Source organism: Deltaproteobacteria bacterium (genome assembly GCA_019912665.1).
In the GTDB taxonomy this organism is placed as follows: domain Bacteria; phylum Desulfobacterota; class GWC2-55-46; order GWC2-55-46; family GWC2-55-46; genus UBA5799.
Window position 1 is genome coordinate 121,811 of the sequence record JAIOIE010000021.1, and the last position, 25,906, is coordinate 147,716.

The window sequence follows — 25,906 nt, forward strand, 5'->3', positions numbered from 1 at the left end:
GCAGGCTGCCGCAACCGGCTACCTGCGCCTCTGTCGTCCCATGCACCGAAATGCGCCGGATAGCCCGGCGCGCCAAAGCCGGGCTTAAGGAATGAGGACGGCCGCGGCCACGACGGTGGTGAACTTCCCGTCGCTCTTTACGATCGCCGATTGTGTTATGTTGGACGTCTTTACGATCTTGTCGCTTATCCTGTATATCTCTTTCTTCTCGTCCCAGCCGAGGTTCTCGTCCAGCTCTATGCCGAGAGTGGACGCGAGCATCGCGGCCGCAAGGTCCTCGGCGTAGTCGCCTGCGGCGGTGTCCGTCTCTCCGTAGGCGTGGTGCTCGCTCAAATAGCCGTAGAGCTTCCGGTCCATCGGGATCGCGCAGCCGACGGAGGCCGCGAGAAGCCTCCGGGGCTCGTTGCTCGAAAGCCTGCTCATGACGCAGAAGACTATCTGGCCGGGGGAGAGCTTCTTAAGCCCGACGGTCTTGGGAACTATCTTGGCGGCAGGCGGAAAAATACTCGAGACCTGCACCAGGTTGAACTTCTCTATCCCCGCGTCCCTCAACGCAAGCTCGAAGGACGTGAGCTCTTCCTTGTGTATCCCTACGCCTTTTGTAAAAAACACCCTTTTCGGAACGAACATTTTTCTATACCCCCGGAATAGCGGATTATGTGTTTGAGGCCGGTTTTGCGGCCGTGGAGCACGTCTTAGGGCAGGCGCTGCCTCTTCCTGCCGCGGTTCATGTAACCCATTATCTTGTATACGAGTTTTGCGGCCAGGAAGTCCGGCGCTATGTTGCCCGGAAGCGGGCAGAGCTCGACGACATCGAACCCTACCACCTTCTTCCTTGAGACTGCCTCCCTGACTACGTCCAGGACGTTATACCACCCGAGCCCACCGGGCTCGGGTGTGCCTGTGGCCGGCATGATCGAAGGGTCGAAAACGTCCAGGTCGATGGTGATGCAGACCTCATTGGTCAGGCTTGAGGCTATCTTCTGCGGGCTTACGCCCTTCAGCACGTCAAGTGCGGTGAATGTCTTTATACGGGTCCGGGCCTTTCTGCCCGCCTTCCTTTCACCTTCGAGGAAAGCGGCCTCCTCCGCCGAAAGGCTCCTTATCCCCACCTGGACGATGGGGCAGAGCTCGGATATCCTCTTGGCAACGCAGGCGTGGTTGAAGGGGGTGTCCTGGTAGGCTTCCCGCATATCGGCGTGAGCGTCGAGCTGCAGGACCGACATCCCGGGGTATCTTTCCAGGAGGGCCTGCACGAGCCCGAGCGTTATGGAATGCTCCCCGCCGAGCATTACAGGCACCTTGCCTTCGTCCAGGATGGACGCGACCGACTCCCTGACCCTTCGTATCATCTCCTCGGGTCCTAGCGCCGTAGACTCAAGCTGGGGCAGGGTCTCTATCCCGGCCTCGTACGGCTCGCACCCGAGCTCCTCGTCGTATAGTTCCATGTGGGTGGAGGCGTCGATTATGGCCCTGGGGCCGCCCCTCATCCCGCTTATGTACGAGGCCGTAAGGTCATATGGGACCGGCAGCACCGAATAACGGGGTTTTTTCCCCTCGAACACCTCGCTTGAAACCCCGCCGAAATTGAACATCGCCTCAGCCGGGCTGGCCTTCTTTTTAACCGCGTTCATTAAACTGCCTTTCCAAGACTCCTGCCCGGCAAGCGGCGCCCCTGGCCTTAGCCCCGTAAGGGGACGATACCTGAACGGGTCCCGCAGCTTTCATCATTCGTCTTTCAGATGCTGTCTTAATTGTATTCGGCCCTTTCCAGAAACCTGCTATAGTTCTCAAATACCCTCTCGGCATACAAGGCGGCCGGCTCGCTCCCGTCCTTCATCCACGCGTCCACCTTGCCGGGGCCCGCGTTGTAGGCCGCAAGCGAAAGCCCGACGTCCTTATACCGGCGCTTGAGCCTGGAGAAATAATGCACGCCCATCTTTATATTGGTATAGGGGTCGAGGAGCGTTTCCTCTCCCTTCCATTCAAGCCTGAGCTGGCGCGCTATTTCCTCTCCAGTCGACGGCATGATCTGCATGAGGCCGACCGCGCCCCTCAACGACCTCGACCAGTTATAGAAGGTGGACTCGGTCTCAATGAGGGCGAGGATGAAGAGCGGGTCGAGCTTGTGCTCAACGCTCTCCATTATTATGACCTCGGCCAGTTTAAGCTCCTCGAGCGCCCCGAGCCCGGTCCTGTTCTCCCGTAGCACGTCCAGCACATAGTGCCTGGACGCGTTAAGCGACCTGTCGCCCTCCGGGAAAGCCCCGGTCACGAACTTGCCGCTCGTGAGCGACGGCGCAAAAACGGCCTCGAGGACGAGGGCGAAGACGAAGGCGGCCAGCCCTTTCCGGAGTATCATTTTATGTGATTTTCCGAGATGCATCAAGAGGATATCTCCTAACAAGCTGCTTAAAACTCAAAATCTCATTCAGGCTGCTCAAAAACTAAAGATGCACGGAGTCGAAAAATGAGGGAGGCGTACTTTCCTTGTACGCCGGAGTGTCCAATTTTGAAGACGACGCCTTGAAGCGGGCTTTTTCAGCAGCCTGCCTAAAAAGAAGCAACTTGAAAATATATTTTGTTTCCTGTTTCATGTCAAGGGATTTACAAACCCCCGCTTGACGTCCTTTATGCGGAGCCTCAAGCTCGTATTGCCCTGCCATTCGTCCATGTAAGGCGAAAAAGCTATGCCATAGCCCTTGCCTTCCACCGGGTGGAGGCCGGCGAGCCCGAACCCTATGCCGCGCTGGAAGCGCCCGTTATGACTCACCTTGAATTTCAGGTGCCTTGCTCCCACGACTTCGGTTTCCACTATGTGCGTGTCAGGCAGGCAAAGCAGCGGCTCGTGGTTGGAGGCGCCGAACGGGGCGAGGCTCTCTATCTCGGAGACGAGCCTTCTCCCGACTTCCTCGAGGGAGACGACCGCGTCGAGCGTCATTTCGGATACGAGGTCCTCATCCGTAAGGGAGCTGTTTACCTGCCTGATGAACTCTTTCCTGAAGCCCTCGACCATTTCGCCGGAGACTGTCAGGCCCGCGGCGGCCTTGTGCCCTCCGAACCTTTCGAGGAATGCGGAGCAGCCCTTGAGCCCCTCGAGGATGTTGAAGGAGCGTATGCTTCGGGCCGAGCCCTTGCCCACACCGTTCTCAAGCGCTATCAGGACGGCAGGCCTGGAGAACCTGTCCACGAGCCGGGACGCGACTATGCCTATGACGCCCGGATGCCAGCGCTCGGAGCAGAGGACTATGCCCCTGTCCCTGTGCCCTTCGAGCATTGAGAGGGCCTCTTCGAGAGTCTCGGCCTCTATCCTCTGGCGCGAGGAGTTCTCTTTTTCGAGGGCAGCAGCGAGGGACGAGGCCTCTTCCTGGCTTTCGGTCGTAAGGAGCTTAAGCGCCGTGTCCGCGGTCGATATCCTCCCCGCGGCATTGAGCCTCGGCGCCATCTGGAAGGCGATGTGGCTTGCGGAGAGCCTGCCCTTGAGGCCGGCCGCTTCCATGAGGGCGTTCAATCCCGGCCTTTTCATGGCCTCGAGCTCCTTAAGCCCGTAGTGCACGAAGACGCGGTTCTCGTCCATGAGGGGCACGAGGTCAGCGACCGTCCCCAGGGCCACGAGGTCGAGGTATCTCTTCAGGTTCGGCTCCCCTCCCCTGAACCACCCCGTCTCGCGTAGATGCGCACGGAGCGCAAGCGCGAGGTTAAAGGCGACTCCCACCCCCGCAAGTCTCTTGAAAGGGAAACGGCACCCCTCCTGGCCCGGATTGAGGACCGCGAGCGCGGGAGGCGCGTCCTTCGGCATCTCATGGTGGTCGGTTACGATGACGTCAATGCCGAGCGAGTTTGCCAACTCCACCTCGGCCCTGTTCGAGGAGCCGCAGTCCACGGTTATAATAAGGCGGCAGCCCGAGGCGGAAAGCCTCCTTACGGCCTCTGAGTTCAGGCCGTAGCCCTCGGCGAGCCTTCCGGGTATGTAGGTTGCTACGTCCGCCCCTATTTCGCCGAGAAAAAGGGAAAGAAGGGCCGTCGAGGTCGTGCCGTCGACGTCGTAGTCGCCGTAGACGGTTATCTTTTCCCTTTCGCGGAGGGCGCGGGCTATACGCTCAACGGCCTTTTCCATGCCCTTCATGAGCATGGGGTCGTGGAGCGAGGCGAGGTCCGGCTTCAGAAAAGAAAAGGCCTTGTCCGCGTCGACAAGGCCCCTGTTCACGAGAAGCTGTGCCGTAAGGGGCAGTATGTTCAGTTTCCTGCCCAGCCGCTCCTGCAGTTCCCTGTTAGCCGGGCTGATTTTCCAGCGTCTTCCGAGCATCGATCAATCACACACCCTGTCCGGAAAATAAGTAAACGGGTCGGTCAAGCCATTTTACGTTTTAAAGGAGCAAAGGTCAAGGAGAGGAATGCTGCCCGACCGTCAGATAAGAGGCGGCCTCCCTGGAGCCGCGCTCGGCCGCGGCCTTGAAATAGAAGGCAGCGCCGTCCTTGTCTCCGGCCCTCATATAGGCGAGCCCGATATTAAAAAGCGCGGAAAGATTGTCCGGCCTGAGATCTATCACCTTCTTGAAATCGCTTATCGCCCGCCCGTACTCCGCACGCGAGGCATAAGCCACCCCCCTTGCGAGGTAGGCCTCCTCGTATGACGGGTTCAGCCCTATCGCAACCGTGAGGTCGGCAATGGACTCCTGGTCCCTTCCAATGAGGCTCAAGGCCCTGGCCCTGTTGTAATAGGCTTTCGGCTCTTCAGGATTGAGCCGCACGGCATTGCTGAAATCCGTTAGCGCGTCATCGTATCTGCCGAGTTCCCCGTTCGCTATCCCCCTGTTTATATGGGCTATCGCGACCCCTGGATAATGCTTCAGCTCATGAGACCAGAGCGTAAGGGAGCCCTTCCAGACCGCAGCCTGGAGAACCGTGGCATAAGCCATGACGGCCCCCGCAGAGACCATTACGGCGGCCACGGCCGGGATGGCCAGCCTGCTCTTCCTTGATAAGGAGGATACTGCCCCGCCGGCAAGCACAAAGAGCGCGACTGTAGGCAGGTATGCGTACCTGTCTGCCGCGGCCTGCTCGCCGAACTTTATCATGCCCGATACCGGCAGCAGGGCGGCGATATAGAAGAGCCAGGCCGCAAGCGGGCCGCGGCTCCACTTCAAGAGATACAAGGCCAAAAGCGTCAACGCTGTAACAGCCGCCCCGTATAAGATGAGAGTGCTGATACCGGTATCAAAATCGACCGGATAATAAGGCGCGAGCCCGGCGGGCGCGATGGTCTTATAAACGTAGAAGACCACGGCGCGGAATGCAGTAGCCGCCTGAGGCACGAATAGAGCGCCGCCGTCTACTGCCCCCGCCTCTTTCTGCGCCCAGAGCGTTACAAATGAAATACCGGCGCTCATGGCGAAGAACGGAAGCTTCTCGATGATAAGGCCGGGCAGCGACCCCAGACCCCGGATGCGCTCCAGAGGAAAAAAATCAAGGACAAGAAAGAGGAGCGGAACGGTAACAGCCATGGGCTTGCTCATGAGGGCAAGCGCAAAGGACGCCAGGATAGCGCTATACCATAGCCTCTTTAGCCGCCCCTCTGCATAAAGGAAGTACAGCACGAGCGAGAGCAGCACAAAAAAAGACGAAAGCACGTCCTTTCTCTCCGATATCCACGCGACCGACTCCACGTGGAGCGGGTGAAGGCCGAAGAGCATGGCCGGGACTGAGACGAAAACAAGGCAGGTCCTCGCGTCAAGCTTCCCCCCGTATACTGAGAGCGCCACCCTGTACGAAAGCGCGCCGACAAGGAATGTATTGAAAGAATGGATGACCGAATTGGTAAGGTGAAACCCGAAAGGGTCAAGGCCCCATATGAGATGGTCGAGATCGAAGGAAAGGAGGGTCAAAGGGTGCCAGTTTCCGACTACCCTTGCCGTAAAGATCCAAACCAGATCGAACCCTCCGAGCCGCGGGTTCTTATAGACATACGACGGATCGTCCCAGTTCACGAACCCGTTCCAGAGGGAAGGGATGTAGACGAGGAAAGCGCTAATACCTAACAGGGCCGCGCCGCAGAGGGCGGCCCTTCTATTTCTTTCCATGCAAAAAGGCATTCCTGAGTATGGGATATCCGCAGCCCGGGAACCATGCCGCCGAGGCCAACTGTCCTTGCGGCTCGGACGAGCTAAAGCTCCAGCCCGAAATGGACGGATTCGCCGCCGGGCTTCAGTTACCCGGCAGCATGGCCTATGCCCCCGGGAAGCCTTCGAGTATCCTGTTAAGCGATACGGTGTCCAGCTCTTCCTGGAGGAGCGGCACTATGGTGGGGTTATCCGCCTCCCTCCTTACCTCCTTCCTGATGACCGATATGAAGGGGTGGATGACCTCAGGGTCGAACTGCCTGTTCCAGTTGTCCCTGACCTCGCATATGGCCTCCTTGAAGGAGAGCTTCGGCCTGTAGGGCCTGTCGGTCGTCATGGCGTCGAAGGCGTCGACCAGCGCCATTATCCGGGCTCCGATGGGTATCTCTGATTTCCTGAGCCTGTCCGGGTACCCTGTGCCGTCCACCTTTTCGTGGTGGTTCCTTGTCATCATGGGTATGCCCTTCCAGGGGAACTTTATCTTGGAGAGTATCTCGTAACCTATGACCGGGTGCGAGTTGAGTTCCCTGCACTCGTAGCTCGTAAGGGGGCTGGCCTTGTTTATTATCGTCTTGTCCACGGTTATTTTCCCGATGTCGTGGAGGAGCCCGGCTATCCTTATGCCCTCGACCTCCTCGTTAGACCAGCCCATCTCGCGCGCGAGCGCGGCGCTGTAGGCCGAGACCCTGTGGGAATGGCCCCTCGTGTACGAGTCCTTGGCGTCGATTGCCGCGGCGAAAGCGTGTATGGTGTCGTAGTATATGCGCCTCAGGTTCTCATAAAGGCCCTTGTTCTCCGTGTACTTGTGCATGAGCTTCATTAGGAGCGAGTGGCTGTGGAGCGAGAACGATATGTGCTGGGACATGACCGAAAGGAGCTGGTAGTCGTATAGCGTGAATGGCTCCCCCGAAAACTTTCCGTTTATGGCTATAAGGCCCAATAGCTCGTCTTTTACCGTCAGGCAGGCCAGGACCTTCGCGTCGATCTTTTCGAGCGTTTCCCTTGCGGTGCCGAGGAAACCGGCGTCCTTGCCGCCCCCGAGCTCGACCGGCTCCCTGCGTTTAAGTAGCTCAGAGACGGCCTCCGCGCCGAGCTTGAGCCTCAGCCCCCCGATGTCGCCCAGGCCCTTCGACGCGATGGGGAAGTAAGAGCCGTTCCCGTTCTCGTGCTGGAATATGGCCCCCTTGGACGACGAGAAGGTGCCCATGACCATGTAGAGCGAGGACTTGACCACGCGCGTGAAATCCTTGGGAGAGGTTATCTCTTCGCCGAGCTCGGCAAGGGTATTAAGGTTGAAGAGGAGCCTTTCAAGGCTCAGTTCGGTCTCAGACATCCGTACCTCCGGAAGCTATTTTATCCGCAACTATCACAGGACCGCCTGGCCCGCCGTCTTCGGACCAATGCCGAGGGCATCCTCTTCGGTCTCGAATATCCTGATGTGCTTGGTGAGTCCCACTATACTGAATATGTCATAATTCACGCGCTTGAGACCGGAGAAGTAGATGTTCGCGTTCCGTTCCCTGACCTTTTCTATCACGCCGATCAATATTGACACTCCGATAGAGTTGACGAGCTCGGTTTCCGAGAAGTCCACCACTATCTTGCTGAAGCCCCGGTCGAGATAGCTTCCGCAGAGGTCTTCGAGCTTCTCTCCCTCTATGTCGTTTATGTAATCGTCGGGGTAAAGGACGACCGTATCGCCAAGCTCCTTGAAATTCCTATATCTCCTGACCATTCCCGCCGTCTCCTTTTCTAACAAGGTATTTCACCAGGACGACCTTGGCCCCGCCTCGGACCTTTTCGACTCTTACTTCGTCCATGAGCCCCTTCATGAGCTCGAATCCCCAGCCCCGTTTCCTGGGGAGCTTCCCCGCCTCGGCAGGGGCCGATGCGGCTTCGGAGAGGCTGTCGAAGTCCACCCCGCCGTTCTGGACGTGGATGGTGAGCCTTTCCGCCGAGGCCACGAACTTCAAGAACACCTTCGCCGTCTTGACCCTGCTGTGCTCGAAGGCGTTTATGCACGCCTCGACGAGCGCGGCCTTTATCTGCCCTATAGCGGTATCATCGAAGCCCATCTCGGTGCCTATCTCCTCGACCGCCCGCGCAGCCACGAGCTCGGCCTTTGAAGCTGAAGGCAGGACGACCTCGAATTCCTTTACCGGCGCGACCCCGTTTATTTCCCGGGCCTCGGCGTCTTTGCCCCTGCTCTCGAAGTTTTCCTTTATTATCTTAAGCTGGACGGAATCGGAAGACAGGACGCCCTCTGTATCGGCCCGCTTAAGCGCCTCCGCCGTAAAGCCCTCCCTGGAGACGATCCACCGGACGGCCCTGGCGGCCCTGAAGTTCTCCCTGAGTATCTGGGACCTCCGGAGGAAGTTCTCGATGTCCCCGATGTTCACCGGAGATGCCGAGTCCTTTACGGCGGCCATCCAGACGACCTCGTTCCCGGAATCATACCTGCCGTTCTGGAAGCCGTGGGCCACGATTACCGGAGGGCCGGCTTCATTGGCCTCAAGCCGTTCGGAATCGAAGCAGCCCACGACCTGCGGGAAGGCAAGCTCTCCTTCATCCCCTGCCCCGGCCTTCTGCGCCCCCTTCTGGAACCGGGCGGCAAAGGCCTGGTTGCTGAAGAGGACCTTCCGGGCCTTCTGGTTATTGAATGACTTCAGGACCTGTGCGACCTCGTCCTTTAAATTCAGCGATATTTTCGAGCTCCTGAATTTGAAGCCCTCCTTCAAGACCTCCCGGGCGAGATAGGTCCTCACCTCGTCGGCGGACCTGCCCTTTACCCTGGTCTCGTATACGAAATAGACGAAGTCCCTCACGGCCGCGTCCCCGGTCCATTTAAGCGAGCCGAGGCTTGCCTCCAGGAGGCCTCCGGCCGAGAGTGTCCCGATAATGGAATCGAGCTCAGCCTCGCCCTGCCTGAACCTCTCGGAGAGTTCATCGGACGTAAGCGGCTTTTTGGCGACGGAACAGGCATGTAGCACACGGAGTGCATTGATGCCCCGTAGATTCAGCGCGGACTTGAGCGCGAAACCGGTATTGCCCTCGAAAAGCTCCTGCGTATAGAGGTCGGCGAAATCCTTCAACGTGGAAAGGCCGGTGCCGGCCTTTCCCGCGGCCCAGACGAGATTCCTCATGTACATGGGGTTGCCGTCGAGCCTGTGGGCCCCGAGCCTCACTATCTCGGGGTCGAACCTCACCCCGTAAATGCGGCATAGGTCCATCATCATGGAAGAGGCGGTCTCCTCGTCGAGGCCTTCGAGCTCGAGGACCTCGGCCGAGCCGTTGAAGACGCCCCCGTCCAGGAGACGCCTGGCTGACGCAGAGGCTACGAATGAAGACTGCCCGAGCGAGTCCAGGAGCTCCCTCGCTACCAGGGCCTCATTCTGACCTGCGCCCGAGACCGCGCGGTCCAGGTCGTCGAGGATGAGATAGACGGGAATCCCTGAGCGGGCCGATACGGCCGTCGGCGCCTGGAGGGCATTTCTCAAGGCCGCGGTCTCGTCACCTGCTTTTCTGGCTTCCCTGTGCACGGCAGCGAGGTCGGCGAGTTCGTAAAGGTCGTTATCGACGAGGAGGCTTTCTATCTTGTCGAGCGTGAGCTCGTTCTTTACGAGCCTGGAATCCCGGAGCCTGAAGGCAAGGTACTGTTTCAGGACTTCCTTAAGGTAGTCCTCGGCGAACCCCTCCCCGGGCCGCCCGCCCTTGAACTGGTAATACAGGGGCACGACCCTGGCCTGCCCCCAGAAGAGATTCCTGAAGACCCTCCGGAGGACCTCGGTCTTACCGGTCCAGCGCCTTCCGAAGAGGAATATGGCGGGAGAGGGCAAGGCGTCCCCGGCCCTTCTGCAGATGTAGTCTATCTCGGAGGCCCTGCCGAAGAACTCGCCGTCGGGGCAGGTGCTGAAGAGCGTCCTATCTTTCATAAACGACAACCTTGTTCTTTCCCATCCTCTTTGCGAGATACATGGCCTTGTCGGCCTTGTTTATCAAGTCGTCTATGTGGCTGGCGTCCACCGGGAACTCGGCCACCCCCAGGCTTATGGTCGGCCATATGTCGTGGTCCGCGTTCGGCGACCTGTAGTCCTGCACGCCTTTCCTGATCCTCTCGGCGATGACGTACGCGTCCTTCTTGTTCGTGTGGGGGAGTATGACCGCGAACTCCTCGCCCCCGTAGCGGGCGACCACGTCCATGGACCTGACCGCGTCCCTTATGGCCCTCGCGACACCTTTCAGGACCTCGTCCCCCGCGAGGTGGCCGTACCTGTCATTGAAGCTCTTGAAGTTGTCTATGTCTATGACGAAAGAGGTGAAGCACTCGTTGTGCCTCTTTACCCTCTCGACCTCCTCAAAGAGCCTTTCCCTGAAATACCTCCTGTTGAATAGGCCGGTGAGCGGGTCGGTCATCGAGAGCATCTTCAATTCCTCGCTCATGCTGTAGTACGCCCCCCGCTCTAGCGCTATCGAGGCGTAATTGGCGAACGAGGTAAGGAGGTAAAGGTCCTCCTCCGAGAATACCCCGCCTGAGCTCTTGTCCGATACGTTCAGGACGCCAATCACCTTCCGCTCCAGCATGAGCGGGATGGATATGAAGGACTTTGTCTTGTATCTCGGCCTGTTCTTCCAGGCCGGCACCTCGCTCTCGATGTCCTTTACGCAGACCGGCAGGCCCTTTGCCGCTATCGCTCCAGAGATCCCCTCCCCGACCTTGATCTTCACGTTCTCGACCGCCTTCCTGTCAATGCCTTTGGCGGCCTTGACCGAAAGGACGTTGTTTTTCTTGTCAAGTATCATGAGCGAGCCCCTGTCGGCCCCGACCAGCTCGGAGGACTTCGCGAGTATAGTCTCGTAGAGCTCCTCCCTGTCCAGGACAGGCGCGAGCGACTTGTATACCTCCTCAAGCGCCTTGAAGCCCTTTAGCCCCCCGGGGCCGGGCTCCCCCGGGCAGGAGCCCGCTGACGAAACGACGCACTTCAGGAACGGCGCCGCCATGCCGTTCACAATGGCCGGGACCATGAATATCGAACCGGGCGGGACAGGGTTTATCTCCTGCCGAAGTCCGAATATGGCCTGCTCGTTCAGCCCGTAGCCGGCCACCCCTTCGTAGAAATCCCGTATCTCGGTCCCCTTAAGATAGGTGCGGCCCCCGATTATCACGAACGAGTGGCCGGAATCGAGCAGTACGGGGATCCCGAAGATGTACTTGTTCGCGTGGCATTTATGGATATAGACGCTCTTTTTCTCAAGCGCCTCATTGATTACGCGGACTATCATCCCGGAGCAGAGCTCTCTGCCCCGCTCGCTTTCACTTATCGACCTGCAGACGCAGGGCTCCGTCGCAGGCGGGACGAGCAAGGCGCCTCCGGAGTCATATAGCGAGAGCGGCATGCCCAGTAGGGCCGAGAGCCCGTTCTGGAATTCGCGCCAGCCGGATAGGTCCAGGGATGGCAGGACCTTCGGGATGCAGTCCTTGTTTTCCATCTGCTTGAGAATGGCTGCTCCTTTTCAAGCAAAAAAAAGACGCCGCAAATACCTTCAGGTAGAACGGCATCTTCGCCTGGCGCGGGCCCATCGTGAGCCTCTATGCGGCTTATGCAAAAAAAATCCAGCGCCTGTTGTGTTCCTTCAACTTCCGATTGATTGACCGCCGCAGCCGATACCTGTGAATAGCACAAATCCCGAAAAATTACAACCGTGATTTTTTAAGGTTTTACGCAGAGAAAGGGCCTTTAAAGGGTAGGGTATACAGGAATTCCGGGGGCATTAAGGCCGCACCGGGCCTGCCGCCTGATGCTGCCTTAATCATATGCAAGCCGGGGAGGCGGTCAGGCCTTTGCAAGTGCCGGTTTTTTCTTATTTTTCCACAAAAGAAGGAGCGGGCTCGCTACAAAGATGGAAGAGAAGGTGCCCACTATCACCCCGAGCGACAGGGCAAGGGCGAAATCGTGTATGACCTCGCCGCCTAGGAAGGTGAGCGCCAGGGCGGCAAGGAGGGTGGTGGAGGAGGTCACTATAGTCCTGCTTAAGACCTCGTTCACGGACCTGTTTAGGAGCGCGGCAAAGTCCCCCTTGGTCTTTTTCTTCATGTTCTCGCGTATCCTGTCGAAGACGACCACGGTATCGGTAAGCGAGTACCCGGCAACCGTAAGGAGCGCCGTGACAATCAGGAGGCTCATCTCCTTATCGAGGAGAAAGAATATCCCGAGGACAGCCAGGACGTCATGGAAGGTCGCGACCACTGCCGCGACCCCGAACTTCAGCTCGAACCTCCACGCGACATACAGGAGTATGCCTATGAGCGAGACCACTACCGCCCAGAGCGCGTCCTTCTGGAGCTTCTTCCCTACGGTCGGGCCTATTTCGGAGGTGGAATCGATGGTGAACGGGTTATCGGGCATGCTCTCGGTGAACGCGCTCCCGATTGAATTTGATACTGCCCTCAGGTCGCCGTCACCGCCCTTTAGCTTCACAAGGAGCTTCGTGGGCTCGGCGAACTGCTGGAGGTTGGCGTCCTTGAACCCCTTTTCCGCAATGACCGTCCTCATCTTGTCTATTTCGATAGGCTTCTCGAACCTGAACTGTACGGCTACCCCGCCCTCGAAGTCTATGCTCAGGTTGGCCTTGCCAAGGGGTATGGCGACGGCCGCAACAAGGCCGATTATCGCGAACACGACGGAGATGACGAAGGCAATCCGCCTCTTGCTCATGAAGTCTATATTCGTATTCCGTACGAAATCCATCTATCCTCCAGGGGGCCCGGGCCTTCCCGCTTAGACCCCTTTGTTTCGAAAACGGTGTTATTTACCCGTCATATGCTGAGCCTCTTTACCCTGAACCTCTCGCTCTGGATGTCGAACATGAGCTTTGTGCCGACCAGGGCCGTAAAGAGGTTAATGAGGATACCGAGGCTCAGGGTCACGGCGAAGCCCTTTATGGGGCCGCTGCCGAACTGGAAGAGCACGGCCGCAGTGATCAGCGTCGTTACGTGCGCGTCCACGATGCTCCACCACGCCCTGTCGTACCCGGCGTTTATGGCCGACCTCGGGGTGCGCCCCGCGTGGAGCTCCTCCTTTATCCTCTCGAATATGAGGACGTTCGAGTCGACTCCCATGCCTATGGTCAGCACTATCCCGGCTATGCCAGGCAGGGTGAGAGTGGAGCTCAGCCATGCCATCGCGCCAAGGAGCATTATTATGTTCAGGAACACGGCGAAATCGGCTATGACCCCGGCTGCCCTGTAATAAACGATCATGAAGAGAAGCACGAGCGCCGCGCCGAGGGCCCCGGCCTTTATGCCGGCCTCTATCGAGTCCTGGCCGAGGCTCGGTCCCACGGTTACGTTCTGCACTATATTGACAGGCGCCGGGAGCGCCCCGGCCCTCAATATTATGGCGAGGTCGGTCGCCTCCTCCGGGGTAAAACCGCCGCTTATCTGGGCCTTGCCCCCGGCTATGGGCTCCCGTATCTGCGGGGCGGAATGGAGGTTCCCGTCGAGGACTATGGCGAGCCTCTTCCCGACGTTCTGGGTCGTGAGCCTCTCGAATATGCGCGCGCCGTTCGAATCGAAGGTGAGTGAGACGTAGGGCTCGTTATACTGGGTGTCGAAGGCCATCCGGGCGTCCGCGAGAGAGTCGCCGGTGAGCGCGGCCTCCTTCTTTACGAGGAACGGCGTCTTCTGGACCATCCCGGTCTCGCTGTCATAGCCCTGCTGGTATACTATCTCGGAGCCGAAGGGGGCTCCCTGAGTCTCTGCCGTGTACGGGCTCATGGACTCGTCCACGAGCCTGAACTCGAGGACCGCGGTCTTCCCGATGAGCTGTATGGCCCTTTCAGGGTCCTTTAAGCCCGGGAGCTGCACCACGACCTCGTTCACGCCCTGCTTCTGGATTATGGGCTCGGCCACCCCGAACTTGTCTATCCTGTTCCTTATGGTCTCAAGGGCCTGGGAAAGCGACCACTCCCGTATGCGCTCGCTCTCGCCATTATCCAGGGTGAAAAGGAGCCTGCCGTTCTGGTCGGAAGGAGAGCCGAATACGCCCAGCTCGTCCTTTACGGCCTTTGATATCTCCCCCTTTGATTTCTCGTCGGGGTATGCGACGGAGACGGAATCGAGCCCCTCCCGCGTGACGCTATAGAAGGCCACTCCCTTTCTCTTGAGCGCGTCCTCTACGGAGCCCGCAAGCCTCTGGGTATGGTTCTCCACGGCCTTGTCCTGGTCAACGTCAAGCACCAGGTGCATGCCGCCCTGGAGGTCGAGGCCGAGGTTTATCTTGGGGATATTGTCAGCCCAGAACGAGGGAAGCCTCTTTGAGACCGGGGTAGAGGGCAGGAAAAGGACAAACGCCAACGCCGTAAACCCGGCGACAAGGATGGTACGCCAAAAGATACTTCTCATTACATCTCCGAATGAAGCCGCTTCAAGCGGCCCGGAATAGCCGCCGCACGCCCTTTTGGGGCCATTTGCAGCGGACTCTCTTCAAGAAAAACCGCCGCGCATCTCTTAGGGCCGGGGCGGCGGTCTCCGTTATTTTCTTTAAAATCCTGGCAGTCTCTAAAAATTAGAGATACTTCACGCTTTTCCGTAACTACCCGGAGTCCGGGGAAAAGATCGATTTTTGGAGGTTGCCTACTATGACTGGGGCTTCCTGACAGTGACTGCCTCCTTCGAAACCTTTATTCTTACGCCCTCGGAGACCTCTACGGTCACGGTGTCCTCGTTCACGGCGGTTATCCTGCCGTGTATGCCGCCGGAGGTGATTACGCTATCGCCCTTCTGGAGGGCCGATATCATCTGCTTGTGCTCCTTGGCCCTCTTCTGCTGCGGCCTTATGAGGAGGAAGTAGAAAATGACGAACAGGATTATGAGCGGGGCTATGCTCATGATGCCGGAAAGCGGCGAAGCCGCCGGCGCGTCCTGGGCATAAGCGGTTGCAACGGGGAAAAACAGCACTATAATATCCTCCTTTTTTTGGCCGCCTCCGGAATCCGGAGCAACAGCCTTTTAATGCTTCTTACATGCGGCTACAGGGCCGCTATAGGCTCGGGTTCCGACCTGTCGGCGTGGAACCTCTTCCTGAACTCCTCGAACCTCCCCTGCCCTATGGCCTCCCTCATCTCCTGCATGAGCCTTGTGTAATAGAAGAGGTTGTGCATGGTATTGAGCCTGGGTGCGAGCATCTCGCCGGCCATGAAGAGGTGCCTTAGGTATGCCCGCGAGAAGTTCATGCAGGTGTAGCAGCCGCAGTCCTCCTCTATGGGCCTGGGGTCTTTCTCGTATTGAGCATTCTTTATAACCAATTTTCCACGCCTTGTAAAGAGGGTTCCGTTCCGGGCGTTCCGGGTCGGCATGACGCAGTCGAACATGTCTATCCCGGCCCCGACCCCGAATACGAGGTCCTCGGGCGTGCCCACACCCATCAAATACCTGGGCTTGTCAGAAGGGAGGTGCTGGAGGGCGGCCGCGGCCATCTCCTTCATGAGCCCTTTTTCCTCGCCGACGCTCAAGCCCCCTATGGCGTAGCCGTCAAAGCCCATGTCCACAAGGGCCTTCGCGCTCTCTTTCCTCAAGTCCGGGTACATCCCGCCCTGCACTATGCCGAAGAGGGCCTGCCCGTTCCGGACCTTGGCCTCCTTGCACCTCCTGGCCCACCTGTGCGTGAGGTTCATGGACTCAACCGTGTACTCCCTGTCGGCCGGATAGGGCGTGCATTCGTCGAGAGGCATTATTATGTCCGCGCCGAGCGCCTCCTGTATGGCGACCGCGCTCTCGGGGGTGAGCGTGTAGCGGGTTCCGTCTATGTGCGAGCTGAACTGCACGCCTTCCTCTGTTATCTTCCTCAATTTGCAGAGGCTGAAGACCTGGAAGCCGCCGCTATCCGTAAGCACCGGGCCGCCCCAGCCCATGAACCCGTGCAGGCCTCCCAGGTCCCTTACAAGCTCGTGCCCCGGCCTCAAGTAAAGGTGATAGGTGTTTGCGAGTATCACCTCGACCCCTATCGACTTAAGCTCCGACGGGGTTATGCCCTTTACCGAGGCCTTCGTGCCCACGGGCATGAAGACCGGGGTCGTGAACGCGCCGTGCGGGGTTGTTATGCGTCCGAGCCTTGCTGATGAATCGGTCCTCTTAAGCTCGAATCCGAATCCCTTCACTATCCAGAATCCCTCTCTTCAGATGCTCACAATTCGTATATAGAACCAGAAAACCGATGCGGAATATTATAGCAGACTTTTCTAACTGAGAAACATGGCGTCGCCGTAGCTGAAGAACCTGTACTCGTTACGCACGGCCTCCGTGTACGACCTGAGTATTAATTCCTTCCCCGCGAAAGCCGACACCAGCATTATCAATGTCGAGCCCGGCAGATGAAAATTCGTAAGGAGCGCGTCCACCACCCTGAACTCGTACCCGGGGTATATGAAAAGCCCGGTAGAGCCGGAAAGATCCGGGCTTTCCAGCCCGTTCCTTGCGCTCGACTCAAGCGCCCTCGTGGTGGTCGTGCCGACGGCGACGACTCTCCGGCCCTCCTTCTTAGCGCTTACGACCTCGTCGAAGACCTCCCCTTTGATAAAATACCGCTCCTTCATCATCCTGTGCTCTTCTATCCTCTCCGAGCGTACCGGCATGAAAGTCCCGGGGCCGGTATGGAGCGTTATGCTCCTTACGAGCACACCCTTTTTTCGTATCTCGTCCAGAAGTCCTGTCGTAAAGTGGAGCCCGGCGGTCGGGGCGGCTATGGCACCGTCCTCTCCGGCGAATACGGTCTGGTACCTCGTCCTGTCAGATTCGTCGGCCTCCCTCCTTATATACGGGGGGAGCGGGACATTTCCAACCCTCTCAAGGTCGACAGGACTATTGAACCTCACTTTAAAGAGCCCTTCCTCATCCCTGCCGGTTATCTCGCCCTCGGTCCCGTCAAGGATAACGGTAGAACCCGGCCTCAACCCCTTGCCGGGTCTCGCCATGCACATCCATTCCTCGCTTCCGGAAGAGGATATCCTTTCGACCAATAGCAGCTCAAGCTTCCCGCCCCCTGCCCTCTTTCCAAAGACCCTTGTGGGGATGACCCTTGTATCGTTAAGGATAAGAAGGTCGCCGGACCTGAGATACCCGGGGAAGTCCCTGAAAGACCTGTGCTCCATGCTCCCGGTCTTTCTCGAGACGGCCATGAGCCTTGAGGCGTCGCGATCGGGAAGCGGGCGCTGGGCGATGAGATGCTCGGGCAGATCGAACAGGAAATCCTTAAGCTCCATACACAAGCCGTCCCTTATATTCTAAACAAAAGGAGAGTAGGATAAAATCTTTATTTTACGGCTAGTTACGAAAAGAGAGGCCCCGTTGGAGATCGGTGCCCGGATAGAAGTGCCGGAGTATGTCCCGGTAGGAATACCCGTTCTCGGCCATGCCCTTTGCCCCCCATTGCGAAAGGCCTACCCCATGGCCAGACCCCCTCCCCCTGAATATGAAAACATCGCCTTCCTTCGCCACCTCGAAAATCGCTGACCTCAAGCTCGAATAGCCCAGGACCTTCCTCAATTCCTCCCCTGAAAGCCAGGCGTCCCTGCCTTCGCGGTCGCGGACGCTCAATGTCCGTATCCTCGCGGCAGAGGTGGTCTCGATGATCGTAAGCTCTTGGGGCGTGCCTATCTGATGGCCTGCCCTGGAGAGCGCCTCGCCAAGCGACTCGGCCGGGACCGCGAATTCCCAGAGATACTTCGGGGCCGCCTCGTCGAAGGGGCTTTCAACCGGCACGAGATACGGATAGCCCTTGAGCCAGACCTCGCTCGCCGCTTCGGTCATTCCTCCGGCGTTTGAATGGTATACCGTAAGGGCCGGCTCGCCGTCGAAGACGAGTATCTCTCCCCTGGTATCCATGACCGCCCGTATCGAGGCGCTGTCCTCGCTCGATGCCCCGCCGTAGACCTGCCCCATGACCGAGCTTTCGACGTGGTACGGGAGGTTCGACCTCTTCCTCATATTGTATACGGCATAGGTCCGGGCAATGATCGCCTGGGCTTTAAGCACCTCTTCAGGCCACCTGGAGGATATCTCGTTATTGATTATCCCGGCCACATAGGCTTCAAGTCCTATTTCGTTTATTACAAGCGCCTGCCCGTTACTGGCCGCGACATCGAGAACGCCTCTGTAAGGCTTCCCGTTTACGGAGATGAACCTGCCTTTGGGAAAAATCCTTACCGGGAGCGTAGCCCTGGAACCGTTTAAGAGTATTGTGCCGTTGTTACCGGCCCGCACAAGCAAGTCGCCCCTGTCCGTGCCCTTCAGCTCGATCTGGCCGCCTGATTTGAGTATAAGGACCCTTACCTTCTCATCGCCGCCCGCCTGCCCTGGCGCCGCATGGAGGCAGCCTCCGATAAAAAGCGCAAGGACCCATATGAGCCTGAGCGGGCTTATCTTGAGGAATTCAGTCATTTTCCGGGATTTGTACCAGGGACGGCGATACGGCAAAAGGTCTCACGGTATTCCGCATACTTACATCCGTGCGCTCAACGCCAGATGTCCTTGATGGCGAAAAGAAGGGTTATGCCTACCGCCATTATGATGAAGCCGAAGAGCCTCATCCTCTTCTCGGGGAGCCTGTGAAGGAACCCCGCCCATTCCTTTACCGCCCCGGGGAAACCGAAATACGGGATGCCCTCTATTACGAGGACCGCCCCGAGTATCATGAGGATGAAGCCGAATTTTTCAGAAACCATTTCCAGTCTCTTTGGTTCAAGGCAGCTATTGGAGCCGCCTAAGCTTACTTGAAGGGTTTACCTTGCCTTGCAGTTGCAGAGCTTCCTGAGATAGTCCTTTAATTCGAGTATCTCGTTCTTTGAAAACGTTTTTCCGTACGGCGGCATGAGACTAGACTTGCTTGTCGCCTGCCCGCCGTCTGTTATGGCGTTTACTATGTCCTCGTCCGTAAGCTTCCCCATCTCGAGCGCGCTCGTGTGGTCTCTCGGGCTTACGGGCATCTCCCTCGTTGCGTTTATGCCGTTCCCTTTTCCCTCAAGGCCGTGGCACTGGGCGCAGTGGAACCTGTAGTTCTCCTCCGCGGTGGCGGCGTAAGATAAAGAGGCGGCCCCGAATGCAAGGAAAAGAGGCAAAGCGTAGAATTTCTTCATCTAAGGCTCCCAACGTAAGAGGCAAGCCCCTTCATCTCCGCGTCGTTGATTATCCCGGCATAGACCGGCATCATCTTGACTGGCTTGAATACGGCGGGCTTTGAAAGATACGCATATATCCAGTCGGGGTTGAGCCTCTCGGAGGCCAGAGCGAGCGAAGGCCCCGAGAACCCGCCGACGATATTCCCCCTCGTCCTCACCTGGTGGCAGCCGTAGCAGGAATATCTCCTTACGAAGGCGACCCTGCCTTTGGGGTTATCCACGGCGCGAATGCCGAGGGGCTTCGCATCGGCTGACTTGAGGCTCATGAGATAGGCCGCAACGTCCGTTGCTTCCCGCCCGGAAAGCCGCGGGTGGTCGCCCCTGTTCCTCTCGGTAATGGAGTTATATGCCATGGGCCTTATGGGCTTCGGGTCAGCCAGCCACCTTTCGAGAAAACCGGCATTGAACTTGCTTCCTGAATACCACAATTCAGGGCCTTTTTTTGCGAGCTGGTCCTTTATTGTCTTTTCAGCGGCCGGGCCCGAGACCTGGTGGCATGTGGCGCATTTTCTGGCCTCGAACGCCTTTTTACCCTCAGGCACCCCGGCATGGGCGCCGGTCGATATGAACAGGGCTGCGGCAAGGACTGGAATGGCGGCTAAGTGAACGGCTCTACGCATCTTTACTCCGGATAATGATGTGCAGACTCATGGTAACGGGCCGGGGTTCTTTTGTCAAGGGTTTTGAGGCTGAAAAGCCCTTTCAAAACACGGGCTTCTGGATAGGTCAGATGATTTCGTACCTCTCCTGGTGAAACCTCTCGACCGGCTTTATCAGGACCTTTTTCCCGAACTTACGCTCAAGGTCCTGCATGGGGGCAGGGTCCTCCTTTAGGCGCTCGGATATGGACGGGCTCACGTAGATGGTCGCCTTTTTCTTCCTCAAGGGAAGCTCCCTTGCAAGCTCCCTGTAAATGTCCATTATTATGGTGTCCTTGGCCTTTATCTGGGCGTTACCGTCGCAATACGGACAGGGCTCACAGAGCGACTGCGAGAGGCTCTCCCTCACCCTTTTCCTCGTCATCTCGACTATACCAAGCTCGGAGATCTTCAATATGTTGGTGCGGGCCTTGTCGGCCTTCAAGGCCTCCTTCAAGGTGTTATATACCTTCTCCCTGTCGGATTGCCTTGCCATGTCTATGAAGTCTATTACAATAATGCCGCCTATGTTACGGAGCCGGAGCTGGTAGACTATCTCCTTTACGGCCTCGAGGTTCGTCTTGACGATAGTGTCCTCGGAGCTCCTTTTTCCGACGTACTTTCCTGTATTGACGTCAACGGCCGTAAGGGCCTCCATCTGGTCTATCACGATGTGCCCGCCCGAGCGGAGCCATACCTTCCTTTCGAGCGCGTCCGTAAGCTCTATCTCCACGCCGCGGGCGTCGAAGATGTCCTCCTTGCCCTCGTAGAGCTCCAGCCTTCCGGCGAGGTGCGGCATGAACTCCTCGAGGAACTTCTTCGCCCTCTCGTACTCGTCCCTGGAGTCTATGACGAGCCTTTCTATGTCCTCGGAAAAGAGGTCCCTGATGGTCCTTAAGGCAAGGTCGAGCTCGGCCCAGACCAGTCCCGGGGTCCTCACCTCTTCCTTCTTCTTCAAGATGGCCTTCCAGAGCTTTATGAGGAACTCCATGTCGGCCTGCACGTCTTCCTTCTTCATGCCCTCGCAGACGGTCCGTATGATGAAGCCGTAGCCGGGCGGCCGTATGGAAGAGACTATCTCGCGGAGCCTCTTTCTCTCCTTCTCGCTCGATATCCTCCTGGAAATGGCGATCTTGTCGTAGGTGGGCATGAGGACAAGGTAGCGGCCCGGGAGAGAGGCATAGGAGGTCACGCGGGCGCCCTTTGTGCCGATGGGCTCCTTAGCGGCCTGCACCATTATCTCCTGGCCTTCCTTCACTATGTCCTGGATGCGGACGTTAGCGTGGCGCTTGTGCTCCTCCTCGTCCTCCTCGAAGCCCTCGGGCGGCTCCTTTATGTCCGAGACGTGGAGGAACGAGGTCCTCTGGATGCCTATCTCCACAAAGGCGGACTGCATGCCCGGAAGGACCCTGACAATACGGCCCTTGTAGATGTTCCCGGTTATGCCCCTGTCCTTGGCGCGCTCCACGTAAAACTCGGAGAGCCTGCCCTGTTCGATAAGCGCCACCCTCGTCTCAAAGGGGTTCGAGCTTATCACAAGTTCTGTTTTGGTTGTTTTCATACCCGCGATGGACGCTCTCCTAAGCGGGAAAGAGCGCCCTTACTGGACGGACCTGGTCTTCAAGATGGGGATTAAGGAGGCGGATTCCCTTGGCAGGCCGAGAAGGCACGCGAGCACGTCGTGAGGCCGGACAGACGCGCCCGAGGCCTTTTTGAGCGTAAGCCGGAGCGTCAGGCCGTCGATGCGGGAAAGCCCGTCAACGAGCGGCCTCAAGTCTATGTCCCTTGTCCTGCCTTCCTTTTCGATACTTACCGGAATGGAGTCCCTGCTAAGAAAATCCCTTAAAAACCCATCAATTCTTTCGGAATCTATATCCAAGCCCAAAGGGCCGTCCTTCAAAGTTATAATATACTCAGTCATGATACCAGAGGGGAGCGGAAGTTTCAAGGGCAAGGAAGAAGCTGAGAGGAATCTTATCCCCTCGGGCATCTCCCGGTTCAGACTCTCGACGAGCCCGGCCGGGTCGGTCTTTCCGGATAGCTCCATATCCATGTACTCGTCCATGGACTCGATTCCGACCGGCAGGGGCTGCCCGAACGAGAGCTTGGGCATGGGGTGGAAACCCTGCGAGTACCTTATGGGGAGGCCCGCCCTCCTTATGCCCCTTATGACCGCGGCCATGAGCTCAAGGTGGCCCAAGAGCCGGGCCCCGTCCGTTTTCGAATACCTGAGCCTCACACGGAAGGCCTCTTCCGGCGGCAGAGGCCTCCGCTCATCAGCGCCATATTCCGCCCCGCCGGAGATAGACCTGGGCCTTATGGCCTTCCAGTCGCATAGGCCGCAGTCCGAGCATTTCCCTACCTTACAGTCCGGGGTCCCCGCAAGCTCAAGGGCCCTCTCGTACTCCTTTATAAGGAACTTCTTCGTTGCGCCCGTTTCCAGGTGCTCCCAGGGGAAGACCTCGTCAAAGGGCCTTCTCCTCCGGGTGTAGAACCCGGGGTCCAGGCCTGCCTCGGCAAGGGCCTCCTTCCATTTCGCGAAGTCGAAGAGCTCGCTCCAGCCGTCGAACCTGCAGCCTTTCCTGAAGGCGAGGAGGACCGCCTTAGAAAGCCTCCTGTCGCCCCTGGAGAATACCCCCTCCATGATGCTCATGTCCGCGTCGTGCCATTTGAAGCCGAGCTTTAGCTTCGTAAGCTCCCGGCGAAGGACCGCCTGCTTCTGAACCCCCTCCTCCATCGTGATCTGCGGCTCCCACTGGAACGGAGTATGGGGCTTCGGGATGAATGAGGACGCGCTCACGTTTATCTGAGGCCATCTGCCGGACGCCTCCTTGCCGATATTCTTGACGCACCCGGCAAGCCGGACTATCTGGAGGATGTCCTCTTCGGTCTCGGTCGGGAGGCCTATCATGAAATAGAGCTTTACCGAGCTCCAGCCGAGGGTGAATATGTCGCGGGCCGCGGCATGGAGGTCCTCCTCGGTTATGCCCTTGTTTATGAGCCGGCGCAGTCTTTCGCTTCCGGCCTCGGGCGCGAGCGTAAATCCTGTCTTCCTGACCTTTCTTATCTCTGAGGCTAGGGCCGAGCTCAAGGTGCCGACCCTGAGGGAAGGGAGCGATACCGCGATCTTCTCCTCGGAAAACCTCCTCATGAGCCCTGAAAGGAGCGTTTCTATGTCCGTATAGTCGCCGGTACTGAGGGAAAGAAGCGAGACCTCGTCGTAGCCGGTATTGCTCAGGGTCTCGTCGATTATCCTCTTTATTAGCGCGGGCTCCCTTTCCCTTACCGGCCTGTATATCATCCCGGCCTGGCAGAACCTGCAGCCCCTTGTGCAGCCGCGCGCGATCTCGACGCTCACCCTGTCGTGGACGGTCTCCATGAAGGGCACTACGGGCCTCGTCGGGAGCGGAAGAGCGTTTATGTCCGGGACCGTCCTTTTAATTACTCTCTCGTACCCTTCAAGGAGCGGGACTATCCTTCTTACCGTGCCGTCATCATGATATTCCGGCTCGAAGAAGGACGGCACATAGACGCCCGGTATGCTGGCAAGCCTTTCAAGCGCCTCTTCCCTTCCCCCTCCCTTCTCCTTCCACTCGATTATCGCGTCCGCTATCTCGATTGCGGCCTCTTCGCCGTCTCCGAGAAGGAAAGCGTCGAAAAACTCGGCCACGGGCTCGGGGTTGAAGGCGACCGGCCCTCCCCCTATGACAAAGGGGTCTTCCTTCCCCCTCTCTTTCGCGAAGAGGGGGATGCGGCCCAGCTCCAGCATATTAAGTACGTTGGTATACGAGAGCTCGTACTGTAGCGAAAGGCCCAGTATGTCTAGTTCTTTCAATGGAATGCCTGATTCAAGGGTGGATAGCGGCATGCCCCGCTCCCGGAGGAGCCTTTCCATATCGGCCCAGGGAGCGAACACCCTTTCGCACGAGATATCATCGCGGCCATTGAGGATCTGATATAGTATCTGTATCCCCAGATGGCTCATGCCTATCTCGTAGGCGTCCGGGAAGCCCAGGCCAAAGGCGAGCTTCACCTTCGAAAGGTCTTTCTTTACGGAATTGACCTCGCCGCCCATGTACCTTGACGGCCTTCTTACTAGTGGGAGGAGTTTTTTAATGTCAGTTGCCATTTCAAATATAAATGCGTTTTTTATTCTGACGTGCAAACAAAAACCATTTTGTGCGTTGCCGCGCGCTTTGGTGTTGCAGGGCTCCGTTCGCTTTCACCCTCCAGCCCTATGCTCGCTCCGCCCTGCACCCGTGTATCTGGAAAACAAATAGATACGGATTCTCAGCTTAAGTTGTTTTTGATGCGGAATCAACACACCCCGCACCGCGTGCACTTTCCCACGATACACGGCGGAGTCGTCTTTCCGGCAAGCCCCTTCTGATACTCCTTCCAGAAATAGTCCTTATTGACCCCGTGGTCTATTATGTCCCAGGGTAATACTTCGTCCCTGCTTCTTGCATGGTATACCGACTCCATGATAAACCCCTCTTTCCCTTTTATCGCCCTCTTCCAGCCCTTTTGAGAAGCCGCCTCGATTATTTCTCCGGCCCTCCTGTCCGCCCTTGAAAGATAGGCCTGCACGAATGCCTCTTTTGCCGGCATGTCCCTCACGGTTATCCCAGCCTTCCCCAGGGCCTTATTCAAAGTCCGCTGTCTCCCCTCGATGACCTCAAGGGGGGCGAACGGGTGCCACTGGAAAGGGGTGCACGGCTTCGGGACAAAAGGATTGACGCTAAGGTTGACCTCCCCGCCCTTAAGCGCCTTTCTTATATTAATCGAAAGGTCGATTATGCCCTGGACGTCCTCGTCTGTCTCTCCGGGGAGGCCGAGCATGAAATAGAGCCTTACCCTCCTGAACCCGGCCTCGCTTATGAGACGGACCGCCTCCATTATGTCCGCGTCCGTGATGCCTTTATTTATTATGTCCCTCATCCGCTCGGTCCCGGCCTCGGGCGCAAGTGTCATGGTCCTGTAGCCGGCTTCCCTGAGTAGCGCAAGGAACTCTTCGTCAAGCTCATCCAGCCTGAGCGATGAAAGTGTGACGGTCGTTTCCTTCCCAATGCCCTTTTTAAGGAGTTCCTTTATCTCCGGGTACTCGGAAACCGCCGCGCCGACAAGCCCCACCTTCCCGGCCCTTTCAATGCCTTCGTCCATAGCCTTTGCCACGGCCCCGCTTTCGCGCATCCGGGGCGGGAGGTACAGGAACCCTGCGGCGCAGAACCTGCACCCCTTGCCGCAGCCGCGCTCGACCTCCAGGCAATATGTCTCCTTGAACTCGGTATCGGGCGCATAGACGAAGCTACGCGGGACAGGGAGCCCGTTAACATCAACCGCCTTGGCCGCCTTTACAACGGGCTTTGCGCCCGGCCTGGGGCTTATCCCTGCTACGGCCGCCCCGTCATAGGTGAAATCATAAAAGGAGGGCACGTAGACCCAGTCGAACGAGTCGAGTGCATCGAGCGTTTCTTCCCTGCCCCGGCCCAACTCAATTCCGTGCTTGAGCATACGAAGGACCGGCCCTAACACGCCCTCGGCCTCGCCTATCAGAAAGAAATCCACGAAGTCGGCAATCGGCTCAGGGTTTAGCGAAACCGCCACACCGCCCGCGGCTATAAGCGGCCCCTGCCCCTGCCTTTCAGCGGCCCTGGGGTTTATGCCGGCGAGCCTCAATATTCTTATGAAATTGGCGTAATCCTCTTCAAAGGGGATTGCGAAGGCTATTACGTCGAAATCCGCTAACTGTTTCTGCGACTCGTAGGAGAGTAGCGTTGTAGCGGTCCTCTCATGTTCGAGGAGGGCGTCTTTATCGGGCAGGAAGGCCCTCTCGCATACGCAGTCGTCTACATCGTTAGCTAGCATGTAGACCGACTGGAAGCCCAGGTTAGCCATGCCGACGCTGTACGTGTTCGGATAGACGAGGGCAAGCCTCAGCTTTCCTCCGTGCTCCTTGTAGGCGGTCCCGCGCTCGAT

At 57.9% G+C, this 25,906-nt stretch carries 21 protein-coding genes; all 21 read right to left on the minus strand.

The annotated features are described in order from the left end of the window. Positions 1-84 precede the first annotated feature (84 nt). A complete protein-coding gene (locus K8I01_10025; protein MBZ0220755.1) occupies positions 85-630 on the minus strand; it encodes an arginine decarboxylase, pyruvoyl-dependent in 546 nt (181 codons plus the stop codon). Positions 631-695: 65 nt separating this feature from the next. Next, positions 696-1,595: an agmatinase gene (gene speB, locus K8I01_10030; protein ID MBZ0220756.1), complete on the minus strand. Its 900-nt coding sequence runs from the start codon at positions 1,593-1,595 to the stop codon at positions 696-698. A gap of 155 nt (positions 1,596-1,750) precedes the next feature. After that, positions 1,751-2,362 carry a lytic transglycosylase domain-containing protein gene (locus tag K8I01_10035; protein ID MBZ0220757.1) on the minus strand — a complete coding sequence of 204 codons (612 nt, stop codon included), beginning with the start codon at positions 2,360-2,362 and terminating at the stop codon, positions 1,751-1,753. Between the two features lie 231 nt (positions 2,363-2,593). Further along, complete coding sequence (recJ, locus tag K8I01_10040; GenBank protein ID MBZ0220758.1) at positions 2,594-4,306, minus strand: single-stranded-DNA-specific exonuclease RecJ; 1,713 nt, start codon at positions 4,304-4,306, stop codon at positions 2,594-2,596. A 76-nt stretch (positions 4,307-4,382) separates the two neighbouring features. Further along, positions 4,383-6,080: a tetratricopeptide repeat protein gene (locus K8I01_10045; GenBank protein ID MBZ0220759.1), complete on the minus strand. Its 1,698-nt coding sequence runs from the start codon at positions 6,078-6,080 to the stop codon at positions 4,383-4,385. Positions 6,081-6,225: 145 nt separating this feature from the next. After that, positions 6,226-7,452, minus strand: a complete 1,227-nt coding sequence (locus tag K8I01_10050) for an HD-GYP domain-containing protein (GenBank protein ID MBZ0220760.1) — start codon at positions 7,450-7,452, stop codon at positions 6,226-6,228. 33 nt (positions 7,453-7,485) lie between these two features. Beyond that, the gene (locus K8I01_10055; GenBank protein ID MBZ0220761.1) at positions 7,486-7,854 is read right to left on the minus strand and encodes an STAS domain-containing protein; all 369 of its coding nucleotides are present in this window, start codon (positions 7,852-7,854) and stop codon (positions 7,486-7,488) included. Then, entirely contained in the window at positions 7,838-10,051 is a 2,214-nt protein-coding gene (locus tag K8I01_10060; protein ID MBZ0220762.1) for an ATP-binding protein, read from the minus strand. Before K8I01_10060 ends, K8I01_10055 begins: the two co-directional genes overlap by 17 nt. Beyond that, positions 10,041-11,606, minus strand: coding sequence for a diguanylate cyclase (locus K8I01_10065; protein MBZ0220763.1), 1,566 nt, complete (start codon positions 11,604-11,606; stop codon positions 10,041-10,043). Before K8I01_10065 ends, K8I01_10060 begins: the two co-directional genes overlap by 11 nt. A gap of 344 nt (positions 11,607-11,950) precedes the next feature. Beyond that, positions 11,951-12,865 (minus strand): protein translocase subunit SecF, encoded by a 915-nt coding sequence (gene secF / locus K8I01_10070; protein MBZ0220764.1) that lies wholly within the window; start codon positions 12,863-12,865, stop codon positions 11,951-11,953. A gap of 68 nt (positions 12,866-12,933) precedes the next feature. Next, the gene (gene secD / locus K8I01_10075; GenBank protein MBZ0220765.1) at positions 12,934-14,520 is read right to left on the minus strand and encodes a protein translocase subunit SecD; all 1,587 of its coding nucleotides are present in this window, start codon (positions 14,518-14,520) and stop codon (positions 12,934-12,936) included. Positions 14,521-14,754: 234 nt separating this feature from the next. After that, positions 14,755-15,006, minus strand: coding sequence for a preprotein translocase subunit YajC (yajC, locus tag K8I01_10080; GenBank protein ID MBZ0220766.1), 252 nt, complete (start codon positions 15,004-15,006; stop codon positions 14,755-14,757). Between the two features lie 140 nt (positions 15,007-15,146). Continuing rightward, on the minus strand, positions 15,147-16,274 hold the full coding sequence (tgt, locus tag K8I01_10085) for a tRNA guanosine(34) transglycosylase Tgt (protein ID MBZ0220767.1): 1,128 nt from the start codon (positions 16,272-16,274) through the stop codon (positions 15,147-15,149). An 81-nt stretch (positions 16,275-16,355) separates the two neighbouring features. Then, the gene (gene queA / locus K8I01_10090; protein MBZ0220768.1) at positions 16,356-17,375 is read right to left on the minus strand and encodes a tRNA preQ1(34) S-adenosylmethionine ribosyltransferase-isomerase QueA; all 1,020 of its coding nucleotides are present in this window, start codon (positions 17,373-17,375) and stop codon (positions 16,356-16,358) included. A gap of 61 nt (positions 17,376-17,436) precedes the next feature. Next, positions 17,437-18,552: a SpoIID/LytB domain-containing protein gene (locus K8I01_10095; protein MBZ0220769.1), complete on the minus strand. Its 1,116-nt coding sequence runs from the start codon at positions 18,550-18,552 to the stop codon at positions 17,437-17,439. A gap of 74 nt (positions 18,553-18,626) precedes the next feature. Then, a complete protein-coding gene (locus K8I01_10100) occupies positions 18,627-18,836 on the minus strand; it encodes a DUF2065 domain-containing protein (GenBank protein ID MBZ0220770.1) in 210 nt (69 codons plus the stop codon). 57 nt (positions 18,837-18,893) lie between these two features. Continuing rightward, positions 18,894-19,247 carry a c-type cytochrome gene (locus tag K8I01_10105; protein MBZ0220771.1) on the minus strand — a complete coding sequence of 118 codons (354 nt, stop codon included), beginning with the start codon at positions 19,245-19,247 and terminating at the stop codon, positions 18,894-18,896. Beyond that, positions 19,244-19,909, minus strand: coding sequence for a cytochrome c (locus tag K8I01_10110; GenBank protein ID MBZ0220772.1), 666 nt, complete (start codon positions 19,907-19,909; stop codon positions 19,244-19,246). Before K8I01_10110 ends, K8I01_10105 begins: the two co-directional genes overlap by 4 nt. Positions 19,910-20,015: 106 nt before the next feature. Further along, positions 20,016-21,488, minus strand: coding sequence for an Rne/Rng family ribonuclease (locus K8I01_10115; protein MBZ0220773.1), 1,473 nt, complete (start codon positions 21,486-21,488; stop codon positions 20,016-20,018). A 39-nt stretch (positions 21,489-21,527) separates the two neighbouring features. Beyond that, on the minus strand, positions 21,528-24,056 hold the full coding sequence (locus K8I01_10120) for a TIGR03960 family B12-binding radical SAM protein (GenBank protein MBZ0220774.1): 2,529 nt from the start codon (positions 24,054-24,056) through the stop codon (positions 21,528-21,530). A 188-nt stretch (positions 24,057-24,244) separates the two neighbouring features. Next, a complete protein-coding gene (locus tag K8I01_10125; GenBank protein MBZ0220775.1) occupies positions 24,245-25,825 on the minus strand; it encodes a radical SAM protein in 1,581 nt (526 codons plus the stop codon). Positions 25,826-25,906 lie beyond the last annotated feature (81 nt).

What these genes read in the sequence shown, in the direction of transcription:
- K8I01_10025 (MBZ0220755.1), bottom strand. Translation starts at nt 630, where the DNA reads ATGTTCGTTCCGAAAAGGGTGTTTTTTACAAAAGGCGTAGGGATACAC.
- speB (MBZ0220756.1), bottom strand. Translation starts at nt 1,595, where the DNA reads ATGTTCAATTTCGGCGGGGTTTCAAGCGAGGTGTTCGAGGGGAAAAAA.
- K8I01_10035 (MBZ0220757.1), bottom strand. Translation starts at nt 2,362, where the DNA reads ATGATACTCCGGAAAGGGCTGGCCGCCTTCGTCTTCGCCCTCGTCCTC.
- recJ (MBZ0220758.1), bottom strand. Translation starts at nt 4,306, where the DNA reads ATGCTCGGAAGACGCTGGAAAATCAGCCCGGCTAACAGGGAACTGCAG.
- K8I01_10045 (MBZ0220759.1), bottom strand. Translation starts at nt 6,080, where the DNA reads ATGGAAAGAAATAGAAGGGCCGCCCTCTGCGGCGCGGCCCTGTTAGGT.
- K8I01_10050 (MBZ0220760.1), bottom strand. Translation starts at nt 7,452, where the DNA reads ATGTCTGAGACCGAACTGAGCCTTGAAAGGCTCCTCTTCAACCTTAAT.
- K8I01_10055 (MBZ0220761.1), bottom strand. Translation starts at nt 7,854, where the DNA reads ATGGTCAGGAGATATAGGAATTTCAAGGAGCTTGGCGATACGGTCGTC.
- K8I01_10060 (MBZ0220762.1), bottom strand. Translation starts at nt 10,051, where the DNA reads ATGAAAGATAGGACGCTCTTCAGCACCTGCCCCGACGGCGAGTTCTTC.
- K8I01_10065 (MBZ0220763.1), bottom strand. Translation starts at nt 11,606, where the DNA reads ATGGAAAACAAGGACTGCATCCCGAAGGTCCTGCCATCCCTGGACCTA.
- secF (MBZ0220764.1), bottom strand. Translation starts at nt 12,865, where the DNA reads ATGGATTTCGTACGGAATACGAATATAGACTTCATGAGCAAGAGGCGG.
- secD (MBZ0220765.1), bottom strand. Translation starts at nt 14,520, where the DNA reads ATGAGAAGTATCTTTTGGCGTACCATCCTTGTCGCCGGGTTTACGGCG.
- yajC (MBZ0220766.1), bottom strand. Translation starts at nt 15,006, where the DNA reads ATGAGCATAGCCCCGCTCATAATCCTGTTCGTCATTTTCTACTTCCTC.
- queA (MBZ0220768.1), bottom strand. Translation starts at nt 17,375, where the DNA reads ATGGAGCTTAAGGATTTCCTGTTCGATCTGCCCGAGCATCTCATCGCC.
- K8I01_10095 (MBZ0220769.1), bottom strand. Translation starts at nt 18,552, where the DNA reads ATGACTGAATTCCTCAAGATAAGCCCGCTCAGGCTCATATGGGTCCTT.
- K8I01_10100 (MBZ0220770.1), bottom strand. Translation starts at nt 18,836, where the DNA reads ATGGTTTCTGAAAAATTCGGCTTCATCCTCATGATACTCGGGGCGGTC.
- K8I01_10105 (MBZ0220771.1), bottom strand. Translation starts at nt 19,247, where the DNA reads ATGAAGAAATTCTACGCTTTGCCTCTTTTCCTTGCATTCGGGGCCGCC.
- K8I01_10110 (MBZ0220772.1), bottom strand. Translation starts at nt 19,909, where the DNA reads ATGCGTAGAGCCGTTCACTTAGCCGCCATTCCAGTCCTTGCCGCAGCC.
- K8I01_10115 (MBZ0220773.1), bottom strand. Translation starts at nt 21,488, where the DNA reads ATGAAAACAACCAAAACAGAACTTGTGATAAGCTCGAACCCCTTTGAG.
- K8I01_10120 (MBZ0220774.1), bottom strand. Translation starts at nt 24,056, where the DNA reads ATGGCAACTGACATTAAAAAACTCCTCCCACTAGTAAGAAGGCCGTCA.
- K8I01_10125 (MBZ0220775.1), bottom strand. Translation starts at nt 25,825, where the DNA reads ATGGCTAACCTGGGCTTCCAGTCGGTCTACATGCTAGCTAACGATGTA.